We start from the raw sequence: 17,692 nt of genomic DNA on the forward strand, positions 1-17,692 counted from the left end.
AGTCACTCCCTCTCTATTCACGTTTTTGGAATACAACAGCAATAATAATGATTAACCCTTTGACAAATCCTTGTAAGTGAGGCGACACATTCATTAAGTTCATCATGTTATTAAGAATACCTAAGATTAACACACCAAAGAACGTACCAATCACTTTCCCGCGACCACCTGTCATACGTGTACCACCAATAATAACCGCGGCGATGGCATCAAGTTCATACAGTTGACCTGAACTAGAAGATGAAATCGAGTTTAATCGCGATGTTTCAATAATCGCAGCCACACTTACCATCAGACCACCTAAGCTATAGATTGCCAGTTTCATTTTCTCAACATTGATCGCTGATAAACGCGCCGATTTTTCATTACTACCAATCGCATACACATAACGACCAAATCGAGTTTTATGCATTAAGATATAAACTAACGCCGTCATCACGATGAAAATAATGATGGGAACATCAATCATTCCTAAATCACTATTCGAAATATTGGCAAATGCCATAACTTCGCCTGACATACTGCCCCCGTCAGCTAAATAAAGTGCAATGGAACGGGCCCCAGCCATCATTCCGAGCGTGGCAATGAACGAGGCAATACGTCCTTTTGCAATCATAAGTCCATTTAACAAGCCGACCATAGGACCAGCAAGTAGGGCAGCTAATAACGCCATCGTAATACTTCCCGTCGCATTCAAAGCCATAATCGTTAAGACACCGACTAAAGCCAAAACAGAACCAACGGATAAATCAAGACCTCCAGACAGCATGATGACCGTCATCCCTAAAGCAATGATCCCGATAATCGACACTTGCATCACAATGTTTAGTAGATTACCAAGTTCCAAGAATCTCGGACTCATAAACGCAGCAACCACGAACATGATTAAAAAAGCAATAATGACACTGTAATCCGTCCACAACCACTTCATAAAACGTTTAAAACGATTAGGTTGCGATTCTTCTATATGTTGATCATTTATTTTTGGTTCACCCAACTGAAACAGCCTCCTTCTTAGAGCCCGTAGCATAACTCAATATATTGTCCTCAGTTGCTTCCGACCCATCAAATGAACCGACGATCTCACCTTGATACATGACATACACGTGGTGACATACTTTCATCATTTCCGGTGCTTCAGATGACAATATAATGACCGCTTTCCCTTGCTCAGCTAATTGAATAATATGTTGATAGATTTCTTGTTTAGCCCCAACATCAATCCCTTGTGTTGGATTATCGAAAATAATAATATCTGTATTAAGCTCAAGCCACCTGGCAATCATTACTTTTTGTTGATTACCACCGCTTAGCTTATCAATATTTTCCTTAGGATTATTCGCTTTGATATTAAGTTGATCTTTATAATTCATGAATGTTTTATGCTCGATCTTATGATTAATAAATCCATTCTTTTCAAAATGACCTAAAGAAGAAATGCTCATATTCTGCACCACATCCATGTCTTGAATAATCGCATTTTCTTTTCGGTCTTTCGGAACATAACCAAGTCCAGCACGAACTGCTTTTTTAGGGTGATTCAAATGTACAGATTGCCCGTTAATCTGTACATCACCTTGAAAATTCTGTCGGTAGCCAAATAAACTTTCAAACAGTTCTGTACGTCCATCCCCAGCTAATCCTGTAAAGCCAACAATTTCACCACGTTTAATTCGAAAACTAACGTCATGATAAAAGCCTTCTAAGGTTAAGTGATCGACCGATAAAACAACTTCATCTGTGTGAGCATGACTGACTAGCCGATCTTCTGAAACTGATTTACCTACCATATAGGTTGTTATTTGATCTAACGACTGTCCTTCTAATGGTCCTGTGTGAACAACGTAACCATCGCGAAGAACCGTCATACGATCACAAATTGATTTAACTTCCTTCAGTTTGTGAGAGATATAGATGATTGATATTCCGTCCTGTTTCAATTGACGCATGAGTTCAAACAATCGCTCCACTTCACTATCTGACAGAGCTGTCGTGGGCTCATCCATAATGATAATGTTTGATTTATGTAACAAGGCACGTGAAATTTCAATCATTTGTTTATAAGATGTCCCTAAGTCTCGTACCTCAGCCTGTGGGTCGATATGGACGCCTAGCTTCGTTAGAATTTCTTCTGTCTGTCGGCACATTTCTTTTACATCGAGAAATCCATAGGGTTTTCGCAACTCCTGGCCTAAGAACATATTCTCGTAAACTTTTAAATCCGAGACGAGATTCAGTTCTTGGTGAATAAAACTAATGCCATGGTGCTGTGAAACTTTAGGTGTTGTCATTTGAACAGATTGACCATTCACTTTAATCGTGCCCGAGTCGGGTTGATGAATGCCGCCTAAAATGTTCATTAAGGTTGACTTACCAGCACCATTTTCACCTAAAAGAGCGTGGATTTCACCTTGATCTACTTCTAAATGGACATCATGTAAAACGGGCACTTGATTAAATGATTTATTAATATTTTGCATTTCCAATAAAGCCATTTTAGTCACCTCTTTTTAGAGAGCCTTGTTAAAGTCCGTTGTTGATATTGTGATCCGCTCTCGGTGGACGCTTTCCGTGGGCACGGCTCGAGCCTCCTCGACCAAAAAGCATGGCCTGCGGGGTCTCGAGACACGTGCTGTTCCCACTGGAGTCGCCACCTTCGCTTCTCACAATTCAACAACTTTGTGCTATGTCATTTGAAAATCGCCGCCGAACTTTAACAGAGCTTTTTAGAAAAAAGAAGAGATACAATGGCTTCATGAGCCATTGCATCCTTCTTTACTAACCTAAAATTTCGAATCAGGATCGTAGAATTCGCCTACATTTTCTTCAGTGATCTTCGTTGCTTCTTTAATGACCATATCCTCTTCAGGTTCTTCTCCTTGCGCTAGCTGTGATGCGATCTCAACCCCATCTTCAACCATCGTTGGCGAATACAAGAATGTCGCTGAAATTAAGCCACCATCTTGAATACTTTCAAAAACTTCTTTAGACCCACCAGCGCCTGTTACGAATTGGATATCATCACGCTCTGCTTCTTTAATAGCTTGCACAACGCCTAATGCCATACCATCATCTTGCGTGAAAACAGCATCAATTTGTTCTTCGGCTTGCAAAATATTTTGCATAACGGATAGAGAAGTTTCAGTGGAGAAATCACCACTCTGTGATGCTACCACTTCAATGCCATCTGCTGCTTGCATTGCTTCATCAAAACCAGCACCACGTTGTTCTGTTACGGAACTTGGTGGTCCTGTGATTTCAACAACTTTACTACCTTCATCAAGTTGATTCGTGAAATATTCACCTGCGTTTTCACCAATACCTTCATTATCACCCTTAACAACAACATCAGCTGCGTCATTCTCTAATTCGCGGTCTACAATGACTAATGGAATACCTTCATCTTTTATTTTTTGACCAACCGGAGACAACGCGGCCGATTCAATTGGTAACATCACAATAGCGTCAACATCTTGTGAAATTAAGTCATCCACATCATTCGCTTGTTGGTTTGGATCCTCAGCATTCGTCATCACATACTCAACGTTCTGGTTTTCCTGAATTTCTTGTGCTTTTGTTTCGGCATTATCAATTAATGCACCCATCCAACCGTGCGTTGCAGAAGGAAGTGAGATACCGATTGTATACGTATCTTCATCACCACCTGAATCAGATCCAGATCCTTCTCCTTCAGACTCACTACCACAGGCAGTTAAAACACTAATGACAACCAACACCATCAAAAACGACAACAGTTTCTTCAAAGCTTAATCCCCCTTAGAATGATTTAAAATTTCAAAGTCTCAAATGTAATCGATTTCATTTACACTTAAGAGCAATGCTCTGTTATTAAGTCTATGCTGTTAATAACAGAGCATTAACCTCAAGTTTTAATCAAGTTGATTCTCGTATTAATAATTCGTGATTTAAGATTGTATTAGAAACTTCTCCGCCATTAACTTTTTCAATTAACATATTAGCCGCAACTGTCCCTAATTGATACATCGGCTGCGCAATCGTGGTTAGCGTTGGATAAGTCATGTTTGAGAACTCAATATTATCAAAGCCGATAATCGCCATTTCTTCTGGCACTTTAACCCCGGTACGATTCATTTCCTTTAATGCGCCAACTGCAAGCAAATCCGATACTGAAAATATAGCAGTTGGCCGATCTTTTAAGTTCATAATCCTTTTCGTTGCTTCAATTCCACTATCGAAATTTAATTGATCCGTCATGATGATAAATTCATCATGAATTGGTAGTCCATATTCTTGAAGAGCTCGCATATAGCCTTGTTTACGCTCTCTAGCATAAAGATATTTTTCATTCGAATTAAACAACGCAACCTCTTGATGACCTAATTTGATTAAATGTTTAACCGCTCGATAAGCTGCTTCCTCGTTATCAATCGTGACATACGGAATATCGCTTTCCTCCGAATATTCACTGCATTGTATGATGGCATACTGCTTAGAAAGTTCTTTTAACGTGTCAATGTTAACCGCTGGGTCCATCGATATAATGCCATCTGCCATCTTTTTACGGACTAAATCAAAATAAATCTCTTCACGTTCTGGATTAGAATCCGTTTCGCATAATAAAATATTATAATTTTGATCTAATGCGGATTGTTCGATCCCTTTAATAATATCAATGTAGAAAGGGTTCGAAATCGATGGAACTAATACGAGCAATAATCGACTTTCGGAATTTCTTAAATTCCTCCCTAACATGCTCGGTTCATAATTTAATTTATTTATGGCATCTTCGACTTTCGCTTTCGTTTTCGGAGTGACCACATTAGGACTATTGAGCACTCTTGATACCGTCGCGACAGACACGCCAGCTTTTTTTGCTACTTCATTGATGTTTGCCATGTTTTTAACTACTCCATCTGTGTAATCGTTTTCAATTAATATGCTATAATAACCGTAATTTTCTGTCAACTATTTTTCAAAATTCTTTTTAAACTATTGATTATTCATGAATTTTTCTTTATGTTGATAATGTAAAGGATTACATGTTTGTATTTTCTGAAAATAATTTTAGGAGGTTTTTATATGAAATTAGGTGTGTTTACTGTCTTATTGTCGCATTTAGAGCTAGATGACATGTTAAAGTATGTGTCTGATCGAGGGTTAGATGCTGTTGAGTTAGGGACTGGCGGGTTTCCAGGAGATGCCCACTGTCCTATTGATGAGCTACTTGAGAGTGATGATGCGCTACAATCATTTAGAGCTAAAGTCGATCAATATAATTTAACGATTAGTGCTTTGAGTTGTCATGGGAACCCCTTGCATCCACAAAAGCAAGTATCAGAACCGAATGATGAGCTATTAACGAAAACCATTAAATTAGCGGCTAAACTTGACGTACCTGTCGTCAATACGTTTTCAGGGTGCCCAGGTGACCATGAAGGAGCTTTATATCCAAATTGGCCTGTGTCCCCTTGGCCACACGACTTCCAAGAGGTTTTAAAATGGCAATGGGAAGAGAAATTAATCCCTTATTGGAAAGAGAAAAATGATTTAGCTGAATCTTACGGTGTCAAAATTGGTCTAGAATTACATGGCGGTTTCTCAGTACATACGCCACATAATATGCTGAAATTACGTGACGCATGTGGTCCAGCCATTGGTGCCAACTTAGACCCTTCTCACATGTGGTGGCAAGGCATTGATCCCGTTGAATCGATTAAAATTTTAGGTCGCGAGAATGCGATTCACCATTTCCATGCAAAAGACACGATTATTGATCAAGGCAATATGAACCGTAATGGCTTAACCGACATGACTGATTATTCGCAAATGAAGGACCGCGCCTGGTACTTCCGAACAGTTGGCTTCGGTCACGATGCTAAAACATGGGCAGACATGATCAGCATGCTTCGCCTGATGGATTACGATTATGTTGTGAGCATTGAACACGAAGACGGCTTGATGTCGATTGATGAAGGTTTTGCTAAAGCTGTTGATACCCTTCAACCTCTAATGGTTAAAGAATCCATCGGGGAAATGTGGTGGGCTTAGCCTTAGCCAATCAGATTGTTAGACAATGTCTAGACATTGTCTAACAATCTGAACCAATTATTTAACACTTTCGGAAGATAATTAAACAATTGAATTGAATTGTTAAACAATATCGGGAGATTGTTTAACAATCTATCAAAAGGCAGTAAAAACGCCGATGACTGGTTTGATATCAGTCATCGGCGTTTTTTCATGTTTTAAGCATTTGGTATTCTTCATCGGTAAATGCGCGTGACCTCGTCAAGAAGCGTTTTCCATGGCGGCCTTCGAGCGAAAACATACCGCCACGTCCATCGACGACATCGATAATGAGCTGTGTATGCTTCCAATAATCATATTGGCTTTTATGCATATAAAATGGTGCATCACCGATTTCGCCTAAATAGACATCTTGATCCCCAATCATGAGGTCACCATCAGGGTAGCACATCGGTGAACTGCCATCACAACATCCGCCTGACTGATGAAACATCACATCCCCGTGCTCGGCTTTAATACTTTCAATCAAATCAAGCGCAGCATCTGTCGCTGTGACACGTTCGACCATCGTTATACCCCCTTTCTGCTCAATTTTAGAAGAATCCTAACTTCTGTGGTGTATAACTGACGAGTAAGTTCTTCGTCTGTTGATAATGCTCTAACATCATCTTATGATTCTCACGGCCAATACCTGACATCTTATAACCACCAAACGCAGCGTGCGCTGGATAATCATGATAACAGTTCGTCCATACACGACCTGCTTGAATGCCGCGTCCAAAACGATAAGCCGTATTAATATTACGCGTCCACACACCTGCCCCTAAGCCATACAACGTATCATTAGCAATCTCTAGTGCTTCCTCATCTGTCTTAAACGTTGTCACCGCTAACACAGGACCAAAGATTTCTTCTTGGAAAATACGCATACTATTATCGCCTTTAAAGACAGTTGGTTCCACATAATAACCATCCGCAAAATCGCCGTCTTTCTTGTTCTGCCCGCCTCCAACTAAGCATTCCGCACCTTCTTGTTTACCAATGTCTAAGTACGACAGAATCTTCTCCATCTGCTCACTTGAAGCCTGAGCACCCATCGCTGTATTCGGATCAAGTGGGTTGCCAGTTGCGATCTCTTTCACCCGCTTAAGTGCTCGTTCCATGAATTCATCATAAATATCTTCATGAATAAGCGCACGCGATGGACATGTACAGACTTCCCCTTGGTTTAAGGCGAACATCACTAACCCTTCAATCGCTTTATCTAAAAAGTCGTCGTCTTCATCCATTACATCTTTAAAGAAGATATTCGGCGATTTACCACCGAGCTCTAATGTGACAGGAATAATATTTTGCGACGCATATTGCATAATCATCCGACCCGTCGTCGTTTCCCCTGTAAATGCAACTTTTCCGACACGATCACTCGATGCCAGCGGTTTACCAGTATCAAGGCCAAAGCCGTTCACTACGTTTAATACACCAGCTGGTAATAAATCTTCAATCAGCTCCATCAATAATAGAATCGATGCAGGAGTCTGCTCTGCTGGCTTCAACACAACACAATTTCCTGTTGCTAAGGCTGGCGCTAGCTTCCATGTCGCCATTAAAATCGGGAAGTTCCACGGAATAATCTGTCCAACAACACCTATTGGCTCATGAAAATGGTAAGCCACGGTATCTTCGTTAATTTCGCCTATCGAGCCTTCTTGCGCACGAATAGCTCCGGCGAAATAACGGAAGTGATCGACTGCGAGAGGTAGATCAGCGTTAAGCGTCTCTCTGACTGCTTTTCCATTATCCCAAGTTTCAGCTACCGCTAACATTTCTAAATTCTCTTCAATACGATCGGCAATCTTGTTGAGAGTATTCGCTCGTTCGGCTACAGACGTGCTTCCCCACGACTCTTTTGCAGCATGTGCTGCATCTAAGGCTAATTCAACATCTTCTTTTGTTGAAGCGGGTATTTCACAAAAAGTCTTACCTGTAACAGGCGTCACATTCTCAAAATATTGTCCGTTAACCGGTTCTTTCCATTCTCCACCAATAAAATTTCCATAGCGTGATTTGAAATGAATCACTGCACCATCCGTATTCGGAAATGCATACGTCATAACCTATTCCTCCCTTTAACATTTAAGATCGCTCGATGGTTGTCCACTTTTAAATGTATGCGCTTTCAATAAGTTGTATGACGACAGACTGCACCGCTCAAGCTTAACTTCTATTTTATCAGAAAAATTGAAATATTCAAAACAAAATAGCTTTAGAAAAACCACAGCTATTAAACTGTGGCTCTTAAAACATTATGCTGTTTTCGATTGCTTAACAAATGCGAGATAACTCACAACGAGGAAGATTTGGCTCGTTAAGACGATTGTCGCTAACGGTAAAATCACATCGGTTCCGAATAAACCGACCAATGGAGCTGCTAACCCTCCGAAAACGAATTGAAATAAACCTAGTAATGCTGAGGCGCTACCTGCATTTTTATCCTGCGTCTGCATGGCTAACGATAGACTGGTAGGATTGATTAAACCTGTACTTGAGGTCAAACAGAAAAATCCAATCGCAACCATGACTAAGCCACCGTCAATTAAGGATGCCGTGACTAATGTCGACCCACCTGTGATCGCAACGACAAAGCCTGCTGCTAATAGTTTCTCTTCAGAAAATACACCTGAATATCGACCAACAACCTGGCTCATCGAAATAAATCCGACCGCATTCATGCCAAATAACATCGCGTAAACTTGTGGAGACAAGTTGAATATATCTTGCAATATAAATGACGAACCAGATATATAGGAAAACATGGCAGCTGATGCAAAGCCTTGAATCAGTGCGAATCCCATGTAACGTCGATGCTTAATAAGCGCGGTGAACATTTGTACCGTCGATTTCAACCCACCACTTGAACGTTCTTCTTGTGGTAATGATTCTCGCAAACGAAAGACGGCTATAAACGTTAAGATGATCCCAACGATTGATAGAATGGTAAATAATCCACGCCAACCTGTGAAAAGCAAGATTTGCCCACCTAGCATAGGTGCCAGTATAGGAGCAAGCCCCATCACTAATACAAGTAGCGAGAACATCTTCGTTAATTGTTTACCAGAATATAAATCACGAATAATGGAACGCGAAATTACGATTCCTCCAGCACCTGAAAAGCCTTGGACAAATCGAGCGACCACAAGCACCCAAACATTAGGTGCGATCGCACATACAATCGACGCGATCACGTAGATTGAAATGGAAATAATTAATGGTTTCTTTCGTCCAAATATATCGCTCAAGGCTCCTACCGTTAACTGTCCGAACGCAATTCCGAATAGTGATGTTGTTAAGCTTAACTGAATTAAGGAAGCTGTCGTTCCTAAATCACCAGACATTTCCGGAAAAGCGGGTAGATATAAATCAATTGTCAGTGGAACGAGCGCTGTAAAAGCACCCAACATAAGTAGCAATCTTAAATTAGTTTTCTGTTCTGACATATTGAACACCTCTCCCTATTGTCACAAAGCCTATCGTATTATAAATCTAATAAAGTTTAAAGAAATCTGTTTACATTTTTTGGCCTCACCGTTATACTGTTTATAAAGATATACACAGTATAACAGTGAGAGTGAGGTTATGATCATGTGGAAAGAAGCAACGCGCCTGGCCTTATTCGAGTGGAAAATCGAATGGTTTAAACGAATATTTTTGCAATGCCTGCTTACTTACGGATTATTAATGTTTTCATTCGGCATAATGGACGGTGTGTTAGAAGGTGGTGGCATAGGGTTGGATTTTTTCTATCTCGCTATGTTCGGACTCATTTACGGATGGCTAGTACCGCGCTCATTCCAATATCAGAAAATCAGCGCAGAAACTTACGCATCACCCATCTTTTTTATGCTTCATAAGCTACCCATTGCTAACAATGTACTCGTACGCAGTCGGTTTATTATATTTTACCTTAATGCGATTCCAGTCCTAATTCTATTATTTATTGGTTTCACCTTTATTCCAGAATTACAACAAGTTCTTTCGACAAGTGGTTTTATAGCCTTCACAGCAATCTGGGTGAGCTATGGTCTGAGTGTCGGCGCTTTATTTCCAGCTAGTGACCTCGGCGACCGTCATATCACGAACACAAAGCTTGTAGCTATTACAATCGGTCTTATTATTACGATTACAGTAGCGATTTTGCCCTCTTATATCTTTTATGATGACGGGGTCATGAACTTATCAATTGATCTAGCAAATCGTTGGCCACTTATATCTATTGTGATTGCCACGTTTATAGCGATTATCTCTAATAAATTGTGGATTAATTACGCCATGAACAAGATGAAACAAGTCGACTTTGACATTTAACGAAGGGAGTTGTTGATGTGCAGCTACCGATTAAATTATCCGAACAATCACGAGAACCCATCTATCATCAAATCGAACATCAGATTAAAGCACTGATCGCTAGTGGGCAATTAGAAGCTGGTACATCGCTCCCGTCCATTCGTGCTTTATCAAAGGATTTAGAAGTCAGCGTCATCACAACACGCCGTTCTTATCAAAACTTAGAAAATGAAGGCTTTATTAAAACATCACAAGGCAAAGGAACTTTCGTCGCTAATATTCAAGCTTCTTTTAAAAAGGAAATCAAACACGATACGGTTACTAAAGCTTTTGAACAAGCGATTGATATAGCCTATCAGCATAATTATACGAATGCCGAAATTCAGGATATCATCCAAACCATTTTACGTAAGGAGGGAGAGAGATGAATGCCACAATTGAAACGCATCAATTAGAAAAAGTACGCGATGACTTCACGTTAGGACCACTGGATGTCGCGATTGAGTCTGGTCTGGTCACTGCTTTCGTTGGTCATAACGGTTCTGGTAAAAGCACCTTGCTGAAATCCATCATGAGTCTTGTCAAACCGACGTCAGGCGAAATCCAAGTCCTTGATACAAACATCACACAATCTGAGAATTGGAAAAAAGAAATGGCTTACTTACCTCAAGACAAACTTGGCTTTGGGCCATTTAACGGGCATCAATTACGTGAGTTAATCGCTGACCTTTATCCGAACTGGGATGACGAATTATTTCATCGTCTTGTTCATGATTGGAACATTCCATTATCTAAGAAGTTTCATTCCATGTCACCTGGTATGCAACAAAAATTAGCTTTAGCCCTTACCATTTCACGTGGCACACCGATCATGATTTTAGATGAACCCAGTGCTCATATCGACCTTGCCTCACGCCATATACTATTTGATGTGCTTAGTGAATGGATGGAAGATGGAGAGCGCACATTAATCATCGCTACACATCACATTGAAGATATTCGTAAATTAGCCGATATTATCGCTGTGATGAAAGAGGGGCAATTAATCGCTCAAGAAGATAAAGACAGCTTAGCTCAAACATACACCCAATACTGGCTAACTGGAGAACTACCTAATGAGACACTACCTGGTGAAGTAAAACGACACGAACAATCGATTATTACAGATCAGCCAGCATCATTCGAACAATATTTAAATCAACATGATCAGTCATGGTTTAAAAAGGAATCACTTAGCTTGGAAGACACCTTAGCTTTCATGCTAACCATATAAAAAGGGGGAGAATCTTATGGAATCAGTTTTAACTGTGCAAAACTTGCAAAAATCATTTAAAGACACCCAAGTCCTACATGACATTTCTTTTTCCGTTCAAAAAGGTGAAATCATGGCGATTTTAGGGCCTAACGGAGCAGGAAAATCAACGACTATCCGTAACATTATGGGGATTATGTACCCAGATGAAGGTGAGGTTATTTTTCATAATCATAACGGTAACACAATCCCACGCCATAAAGTCGGTTATTTACCGGAAGAACGCGGTTTATACAAAAATGTCAAAGTCATGGATATCTTACTTTATTTCGCCGAGTTAAAAGATTATCCACTCGACAAAGCGAAAGAACGCGCGCTGACTTATTTGAAGAAGTTTGACCTTGAAGGGAAAGAAAATGTTGTAGTCGATGAATTATCCAAAGGGATGGGGCAAAAAGTTCAGTTTATTGGTTCAATTATTCACGAACCAGAACTACTAATCTTAGATGAACCATTCTCTGGTCTAGATCCATTAAGCCAAGATGTGTTCAAACGTGAAATCCGTGAGCTTGCTGAAAACGGCACAGCCATATTACTCAGCTCACACCAAATGAATCTTGTTGAAGAAATGTGTGACCGCTTATTTTTAATTAATAAAGGTCAACAAGTGATCTACGGCAAGATGAAAGATGTCAAAGCAGAGTATGCGAACTTCAAGTGTATGATTTATGGCGAGAATGACGTTCAAACACTCGAAGCCATACCTGAGGTAACCCGGGTGGAACAAGATGGGGATACATCTGTTTTATATCTAGAACCAAGCGCGACTTTACCTGATTGGTTAAGCAATATCCCGAAAGATTTAGATGTCCAAGAAATCTCTGTCGATCGTATTTCACTACACGAAATATTCGTTGATGTTGCTTTAGGTCGTTCAATTGCAGAAAAGGAAGGTGTTTTAGATGCGCAATAGTTTAAAAGTCGGTAAATGGGAAATGAAACGTAATCTCAAAAGTAAATCATTCTTAATTTCGTTATTTTTAACGCCTTTAATCTTTATCTTCTTCGCGACCGTCCCTAACCTTTTGATGGATGACGGTGGCGATGAGGAAAGTGGCACAACAGTTTACGTTAATGATTCAATCGGTGCTTATTCCATGCTTGAATCAATCGCTGAAGAACAGTCGTTTCTATCATGGAACCTTGAAGAAACTGACCAAAGCCTAAATGAAGCTCAATCAACTATTGATAGTGAAGATGCTTTCATTCAGTTAAATGAAGAAACTCTGCAAAATGGTGTCGTTTCTTATGTCACAGGTGATGAGGTCAGCAATCAATTCATGACCCAACTCCAAACACTAGAACAACCGATTAAACAAATGCAAATCCAACAGGCAGACTTAAACGAAGAACAAATGGCATTAGTATCTAGTCCCATTCAATTCCAAGTCGCTGAAGCAAGCGCAGGATCAGAATCAGTTGAAATGAGTTCATCACCATTTGCTGAGGATCCATTTGAAAATGGTGTTCCTGCTTTATTCGGAGGAATTGTCTTATTCTCAATTGTCATTACAGGCATGATGATTTTCCAAAGCGCTTCACAAGAGAAGAAAGAAAAAGTCGCCGAAATCGTGCTATCTTCCGTGACACCTAATGAACTCATGCAAGGTAAGATCATCGGATATTTCGCACTTGGCCTCATTCAAGTGACGGCATGGATGGTGTTTATTATTCCATTATCCTTATATTTAGTGGATGACATTCCAATTATGGAATATCTCTTAACACCTCAATTGCTGTTATTTGTCTTGATCGCGATTTTAGGTTATCTATTATTCGCGTCATTATTTGTTGGCTTAGGGGCAACCTTAGAAGATGCGAGCTCAGGCAGCAACTTCCAAGGTATGGTGATGATGCTTCCGTTCTTGCCAGTCGTATTAATCGGACCAATTCTTGCCGATCCAAACGGCTTAGCAGCGCAAATCGGAACATTTATTCCGTTCACATCACCTGCTGTTCTACTCATACGACTAGCCTTAATCGATCAATGGCCATGGGTTGAAATCATAATTAGCCTGGCGATCTTAATCGTCAGCATCTGGTTATTTATGAAACTCGCTGGTAAGATCTTTAAAGTCGGTATTTTAATTTACGGCAAAAATGCAACACCACAAGAAATTTGGAAATGGTTGAGAGCTTAAAGATAAACGGACGTCTAAATTGACGTCCGTTTTTTTAGCTCTAAAATATTTGTTGAGATAGGGAGAAAATTCAGGGCAGGGTTTGGATGGCATCCGTTGGCGTCAGGCAACCCGCTTACGGTGGATGCTTGCCGCGGTCACGGTTCGATCCTCCTCAGCCAAAAAGCATGGCCTACGGGGTCTCCACCTACGCTCCTCGCCCTGAGACCTACTCAAATGTCATTATCTTAATAAAAAAGTTGGACCTCATTTATAGATGAGGTCCAACTTTTTTCACCTTATTGTAAAGCGATTTCTACTTTTTCTGTTCCCCAGAAACCAGTTTGACCTTGTAATGTTGAAGATGCAACATCTAGGTCTCCACCAACTTCAAATACAACCTTACCGGACTTTTCTAACCCAGGATTAACTTGCTCTAAGAAGAAGTTATCCTCATCAGCCATGTTCATCATAACATTTCCATCAGAAGCTGGTTCATATTCTACACCATCACTTGAGAATAGTTTGAAAAATGAACTGTCGATTGTAATACTTTCACTTTTATCATTTCCAATTGTCACATCAACAATAACAAATTTACCACTTGTTGTAGCAGGTTCTGTGAACTCATTACCATCATCAATTTCACTTACTTCCTCTACACCGTTCACAGTAAAGGAAACATCCGCAATGGCTGCAGGTTCTCCAATACCCACTTGTGTAGTGTTTTCACCTTCTGAGCTAGATTCTTCTGATTCATTTGAACCTTCTGAGTCAGATGATTCATCATTTGACTCTTGATCAGAATTAGTACCTTCTGTTTGATCTTCTGCTGTACTATCAGCAGTATCTTCCTCAGAATCACTCATAAATGCACCAATAACAATGATTGCAACGAGTATAATAGCGCCCCACTTCAATACTTTTTTCACGTGAACTCTCCCCTTTTTATAAATAATGTTTAAAAATGGTTCAAAATAATTATACTACAAAATACTACATTTTTTACAACCATAAGCATTACATTTTTTTTATTCAATAACTTCAGATAATAATAGATCTAATTATTATCAAATTTAAACAGGAGAATCAACTATGATGGAAACTTTACAACAGTCACTCGTTGTCATCGGTCGTGTTGTCACGATTTTACCTTTATTGTTACTGATGACGCTCTTTATGGGTAAACGAACGATTGGCGAAATGCCCGTATTTGACGTTCTAATTATTATATCGCTAGGGTCCATTGTTGGGGCCGATCTAGCTGATCCATCCATTAGTCATATTTATACAGCTGTAGCAATCGTCGCTGTTGCCTTTTTACAGAAAGCGATCACGGCATTAAAATTACGTTTTCGCAAGTTCGGCCGCCTCATTACATTTGAACCAACAGTGGTTGTCCAAAATGGCCAATTGTTAAAACGAAATATGAAACGAATCGGTTATTCAATCGATAACGTGCTACAGTTATTACGAGAAAAAGATGTTTTCGATATTAGTACTGTGCAAACTGCCGTCATTGAACCTAGTGGTCACCTAAGTGTCTTAAAGACTTCAGCTGATAGTCCTGTTACACGTGAAGATCTGTCCATTACGAATCAACCAGCCCAAATTGCCTTACCTGTTATTGTTGAAGGCAGAATATATGAGCAAACTTTAGTTGAAGTGGGTGTTGACCAAACATGGCTCATGAATCAATTGCAGTTAAGAGCCATTAAATTCGAAGATATATTTTACGCAACCTTAAACAAACAACAGGAATTACACATATCGTTGTATCAATATCATCAACGAATACCAAATATTTTACACTAACGATGCACAACTCATCCTCTAAAAGGATATGATACAGTAACCCAAATTTCACGAGGTGTTACTTATGTCAGAATTTCATCCATATTCCGAGCTGCAATTAGATGGTGAACTATTGAATGAAGCTGAGTTGTATTTGAATAACCAGTACATGACGACCGTGAATCCTCAAAATACACGCGATCCTTCAAGCATCCATGACTTAACGATTGTCACGAAAGCTAAAGATGGCTCTCGTCAAACCCTTAGTCTACCTGTTACGACAAGACGTCCTAATGACTTTCGCCCAGGTGATATTTTAGTCGCAAGTGATAATTTTGGCGATGTTTATCCACCGGGCTATATCGGCCATTCAGCCATTGTTGTGGATGATCGTCACATTATCGAATCGGTGACGTCACACCCACAAGTACGGAAATCACCAGCGAATAATTTCTTGTCCGTACACACACAAGTCATGCACGCTCGTCCAAAAGACCCTGAAGTTGGAGAGGCCGCTGCAGCATACGCCAAAGAATACTTAAATGCTTATACAACTAATTTAAATAATGGTGAATCCGTACCCGAATTCTCATTCACAACACAAGTCCCACTAAATGATCCGAACGAAGCGATTTATTGTTCAAAACTGGTATGGCTTAGTTACTATTACGGCGCGGACATCGAGTTTGACAACAATTTCTTCTTGTTCGCACCAGTTGATTTAGAAGCCAATTTAGAAGATGATGATCGTTTCGAAGTGCTTTATAAACATCCAGATTTTGATTTTAAAATTAACTTAAAGCTATAAGAAAAACGTCTCTAACTATTCGTTAGAGACGTTTTCTTCTGATTCAGGTGGTTTAATTATTTCATACTGTCCAATTAGCGGTAATGGTTTGACCTCTTCTTTGGCCGCGTTCAAAATACCAATCACCCATAGCACAAAGACAAATAAATTTCCGAGTGGCAAGATAAATAACCAGCCAATGATCGGAATCGCTGAGCCGATGATGTTTATAATAATAGCTGTAATGAGTAACAATAATCCTTGATTCGCATGGTACATCGCATAATAAGATTCTTTTGCTGCGATTAGTGGAATGAAGAAGATAATATAAGCGACAATTGCTAAGCCTTTATGATCATCAATATCTTTCTTCGACGGCTGATGACCAGACATAAAATCCCTCCTCCCCTATCAAGTTGTATAATTTATTATATGTTACTCTTGGAACACATTATCATAATATTGCTAATTTTCTTTCATTTTATATGACCCATTTTTAAATGTCAACAAATCAACACTTGAACTGATCAAATGGTATCTTTTTAGCTTGTTTATTTACAAAAATATGGTATAGTTAAATAAGATAAATATGTACTTAATAAACTTAATGGAATGATTAGGAGGTCTTTCATGGCACAATCCGATAAAAAAGCACAACAATCAGTTGATCAAGCTAAAGACTTTGTCATTGAATCAATTGGTGAAACAATGGATTTGTACGGTGTCACTCGAAGTATCGGAAACCTCTATGGAACCATGTATTTTGAAGATAGTATGACACTAGATGAAATGCGTGAAAAATTACAAATGAGTAAGCCGAGTATGAGCACAGGCGTTAAGAAACTGCAAGAATACGATATTGTCAAACAATCATTTAGACGCGGATCACGTAAACAGACGTTTGTGGCTGAGAAGAATTTCTTTAATTTCTTCAATAAATTTTTCACGAAAAAGTTAGAGCGTGAATACACACTTAACTTAAGTGCAATTGCTGAGTCTCAACCCATTTTAGAAGATGTGATGAATGATGAAGGCGTATCTGAAGAAATCCGTGAAGAAGCTCGGGAAATTTATGATCAATTAGAAAATTCCAAAGCCTATTTTCACTGGTTAGAACAACTTGTAGAAGGTATTAGAAACGGCAAAATCTTTGAATGTTTCCCACCTCCTGAAAATCACCATCACCAAGAATAGATTGGCCTTACCTTTTATCTTAGGTAAGGTTTTATTTTTAAGCTCTGTTAAAGATTGTTGTTGATATTCGATTTCTTAAACACATACTAATTGATAACACAATAAACGCTTCTATCATTACAAGGAATTTAA

The 17,692-nt window shown here is 39.5% G+C and carries 18 protein-coding genes; 9 read left to right on the forward strand and 9 right to left on the reverse strand.

Features of this window, described 5'->3' with window-relative positions:
- Positions 1–13: 13 nt before the first annotated feature.
- The 4 genes from FHR85_RS03955 to FHR85_RS03970 all read right to left on the reverse strand — a co-directional run bounded on the left by FHR85_RS03955 (position 14) and on the right by FHR85_RS03970 (position 4,878).
- Positions 14–997 carry an ABC transporter permease gene (locus FHR85_RS03955; protein WP_243864146.1) on the reverse strand — a complete coding sequence of 328 codons (984 nt, stop codon included), beginning with the start codon at positions 995–997 and terminating at the stop codon, positions 14–16.
- Positions 990–2,495, reverse strand: coding sequence for a sugar ABC transporter ATP-binding protein (locus tag FHR85_RS03960; protein ID WP_167261325.1), 1,506 nt, complete (start codon positions 2,493–2,495; stop codon positions 990–992). Before FHR85_RS03960 ends, FHR85_RS03955 begins: the two co-directional genes overlap by 8 nt.
- Positions 2,496–2,783: 288 nt before the next feature.
- Positions 2,784–3,764: a substrate-binding domain-containing protein gene (locus tag FHR85_RS03965; RefSeq protein WP_167261327.1), complete on the reverse strand. Its 981-nt coding sequence runs from the start codon at positions 3,762–3,764 to the stop codon at positions 2,784–2,786.
- A 130-nt stretch (positions 3,765–3,894) separates the two neighbouring features.
- The gene (locus FHR85_RS03970; RefSeq protein WP_167261329.1) at positions 3,895–4,878 is read right to left on the reverse strand and encodes a LacI family DNA-binding transcriptional regulator; all 984 of its coding nucleotides are present in this window, start codon (positions 4,876–4,878) and stop codon (positions 3,895–3,897) included.
- A gap of 183 nt (positions 4,879–5,061) precedes the next feature.
- Between FHR85_RS03970 and FHR85_RS03975 the strand changes: the two genes are divergently transcribed.
- Positions 5,062–6,030, forward strand: a complete 969-nt coding sequence (locus FHR85_RS03975) for a sugar phosphate isomerase/epimerase family protein (protein WP_167261331.1) — start codon at positions 5,062–5,064, stop codon at positions 6,028–6,030.
- Between the two features lie 190 nt (positions 6,031–6,220).
- Here the strand turns inward: FHR85_RS03975 and FHR85_RS03980 are convergent, their stop codons facing one another.
- From FHR85_RS03980 to FHR85_RS03990, 3 genes are all read right to left on the reverse strand, one after another.
- A complete protein-coding gene (locus FHR85_RS03980; RefSeq protein WP_167261333.1) occupies positions 6,221–6,577 on the reverse strand; it encodes a DUF779 domain-containing protein in 357 nt (118 codons plus the stop codon).
- A 25-nt stretch (positions 6,578–6,602) separates the two neighbouring features.
- The gene (gene exaC, locus FHR85_RS03985; protein ID WP_167261335.1) at positions 6,603–8,123 is read right to left on the reverse strand and encodes an acetaldehyde dehydrogenase ExaC; all 1,521 of its coding nucleotides are present in this window, start codon (positions 8,121–8,123) and stop codon (positions 6,603–6,605) included.
- Between the two features lie 192 nt (positions 8,124–8,315).
- Complete coding sequence (locus FHR85_RS03990; RefSeq protein ID WP_167261337.1) at positions 8,316–9,506, reverse strand: multidrug effflux MFS transporter; 1,191 nt, start codon at positions 9,504–9,506, stop codon at positions 8,316–8,318.
- 145 nt (positions 9,507–9,651) lie between these two features.
- On the opposite strand from FHR85_RS03990, the gene FHR85_RS03995 reads away from it, so the two are divergent.
- The 5 genes from FHR85_RS03995 to FHR85_RS04015 are packed head-to-tail and all read left to right on the forward strand — an operon-like array spanning position 9,652 to position 13,806.
- Positions 9,652–10,374 (forward strand): hypothetical protein, encoded by a 723-nt coding sequence (locus FHR85_RS03995; protein WP_167261339.1) that lies wholly within the window; start codon positions 9,652–9,654, stop codon positions 10,372–10,374.
- A gap of 17 nt (positions 10,375–10,391) precedes the next feature.
- Positions 10,392–10,781 carry a GntR family transcriptional regulator gene (locus FHR85_RS04000; protein ID WP_167261341.1) on the forward strand — a complete coding sequence of 130 codons (390 nt, stop codon included), beginning with the start codon at positions 10,392–10,394 and terminating at the stop codon, positions 10,779–10,781.
- Positions 10,778–11,626 (forward strand): ATP-binding cassette domain-containing protein, encoded by an 849-nt coding sequence (locus FHR85_RS04005; protein ID WP_167261344.1) that lies wholly within the window; start codon positions 10,778–10,780, stop codon positions 11,624–11,626. The genes FHR85_RS04000 and FHR85_RS04005 overlap by 4 nt, the downstream gene beginning before the upstream one ends.
- Before the next feature lie 16 nt (positions 11,627–11,642).
- Positions 11,643–12,578: an ABC transporter ATP-binding protein gene (locus FHR85_RS04010; protein WP_167261347.1), complete on the forward strand. Its 936-nt coding sequence runs from the start codon at positions 11,643–11,645 to the stop codon at positions 12,576–12,578.
- Entirely contained in the window at positions 12,568–13,806 is a 1,239-nt protein-coding gene (locus FHR85_RS04015; RefSeq protein ID WP_167261349.1) for an ABC transporter permease, read from the forward strand. Before FHR85_RS04010 ends, FHR85_RS04015 begins: the two co-directional genes overlap by 11 nt.
- A gap of 278 nt (positions 13,807–14,084) precedes the next feature.
- On the opposite strand, the gene FHR85_RS04020 is transcribed toward FHR85_RS04015, so the two are convergent.
- Positions 14,085–14,717 carry a DUF4352 domain-containing protein gene (locus tag FHR85_RS04020; RefSeq protein ID WP_341770926.1) on the reverse strand — a complete coding sequence of 211 codons (633 nt, stop codon included), beginning with the start codon at positions 14,715–14,717 and terminating at the stop codon, positions 14,085–14,087.
- Between the two features lie 163 nt (positions 14,718–14,880).
- On the opposite strand from FHR85_RS04020, the gene FHR85_RS04025 reads away from it, so the two are divergent.
- Both FHR85_RS04025 and FHR85_RS04030 read left to right on the forward strand, forming a co-directional pair.
- Positions 14,881–15,600 (forward strand): DUF421 domain-containing protein, encoded by a 720-nt coding sequence (locus FHR85_RS04025; protein WP_424923975.1) that lies wholly within the window; start codon positions 14,881–14,883, stop codon positions 15,598–15,600.
- 64 nt (positions 15,601–15,664) lie between these two features.
- Positions 15,665–16,387, forward strand: coding sequence for a C40 family peptidase (locus FHR85_RS04030; protein WP_167261351.1), 723 nt, complete (start codon positions 15,665–15,667; stop codon positions 16,385–16,387).
- A gap of 15 nt (positions 16,388–16,402) precedes the next feature.
- Here the strand turns inward: FHR85_RS04030 and FHR85_RS04035 are convergent, their stop codons facing one another.
- Complete coding sequence (locus tag FHR85_RS04035) at positions 16,403–16,759, reverse strand: hypothetical protein (protein ID WP_167261353.1); 357 nt, start codon at positions 16,757–16,759, stop codon at positions 16,403–16,405.
- A gap of 237 nt (positions 16,760–16,996) precedes the next feature.
- Between FHR85_RS04035 and cudC the strand changes: the two genes are divergently transcribed.
- Positions 16,997–17,560 (forward strand): choline uptake/conversion transcriptional regulator CudC, encoded by a 564-nt coding sequence (gene cudC / locus FHR85_RS04040; RefSeq protein ID WP_167261355.1) that lies wholly within the window; start codon positions 16,997–16,999, stop codon positions 17,558–17,560.
- The last annotated feature ends 132 nt before the right edge of the window (positions 17,561–17,692 follow it).

It is taken from the genome of Alkalibacillus almallahensis, assembly GCF_011761495.1.
Lineage (GTDB): Bacteria > Bacillota > Bacilli > Bacillales > Alkalibacillaceae > Alkalibacillus > Alkalibacillus almallahensis.

Bases quoted from the DNA above. Each gene is read 5' to 3' on its own strand.
- FHR85_RS03960 (WP_167261325.1), bottom strand. From the start codon at position 2,495: ATGGCTTTATTGGAAATGCAAAATATTAATAAATCATTTAATCAAGTG.
- FHR85_RS03970 (WP_167261329.1), bottom strand. From the start codon at position 4,878: ATGGCAAACATCAATGAAGTAGCAAAAAAAGCTGGCGTGTCTGTCGCG.
- FHR85_RS03975 (WP_167261331.1), top strand. From the start codon at position 5,062: ATGAAATTAGGTGTGTTTACTGTCTTATTGTCGCATTTAGAGCTAGAT.
- FHR85_RS03980 (WP_167261333.1), bottom strand. From the start codon at position 6,577: ATGGTCGAACGTGTCACAGCGACAGATGCTGCGCTTGATTTGATTGAA.
- exaC (WP_167261335.1), bottom strand. From the start codon at position 8,123: ATGACGTATGCATTTCCGAATACGGATGGTGCAGTGATTCATTTCAAA.
- FHR85_RS03990 (WP_167261337.1), bottom strand. From the start codon at position 9,506: ATGTCAGAACAGAAAACTAATTTAAGATTGCTACTTATGTTGGGTGCT.
- FHR85_RS03995 (WP_167261339.1), top strand. From the start codon at position 9,652: ATGTGGAAAGAAGCAACGCGCCTGGCCTTATTCGAGTGGAAAATCGAA.
- FHR85_RS04005 (WP_167261344.1), top strand. From the start codon at position 10,778: ATGAATGCCACAATTGAAACGCATCAATTAGAAAAAGTACGCGATGAC.
- FHR85_RS04010 (WP_167261347.1), top strand. From the start codon at position 11,643: ATGGAATCAGTTTTAACTGTGCAAAACTTGCAAAAATCATTTAAAGAC.
- FHR85_RS04015 (WP_167261349.1), top strand. From the start codon at position 12,568: ATGCGCAATAGTTTAAAAGTCGGTAAATGGGAAATGAAACGTAATCTC.
- FHR85_RS04025 (WP_424923975.1), top strand. From the start codon at position 14,881: ATGATGGAAACTTTACAACAGTCACTCGTTGTCATCGGTCGTGTTGTC.
- FHR85_RS04030 (WP_167261351.1), top strand. From the start codon at position 15,665: ATGTCAGAATTTCATCCATATTCCGAGCTGCAATTAGATGGTGAACTA.
- FHR85_RS04035 (WP_167261353.1), bottom strand. From the start codon at position 16,759: ATGTCTGGTCATCAGCCGTCGAAGAAAGATATTGATGATCATAAAGGC.
- cudC (WP_167261355.1), top strand. From the start codon at position 16,997: ATGGCACAATCCGATAAAAAAGCACAACAATCAGTTGATCAAGCTAAA.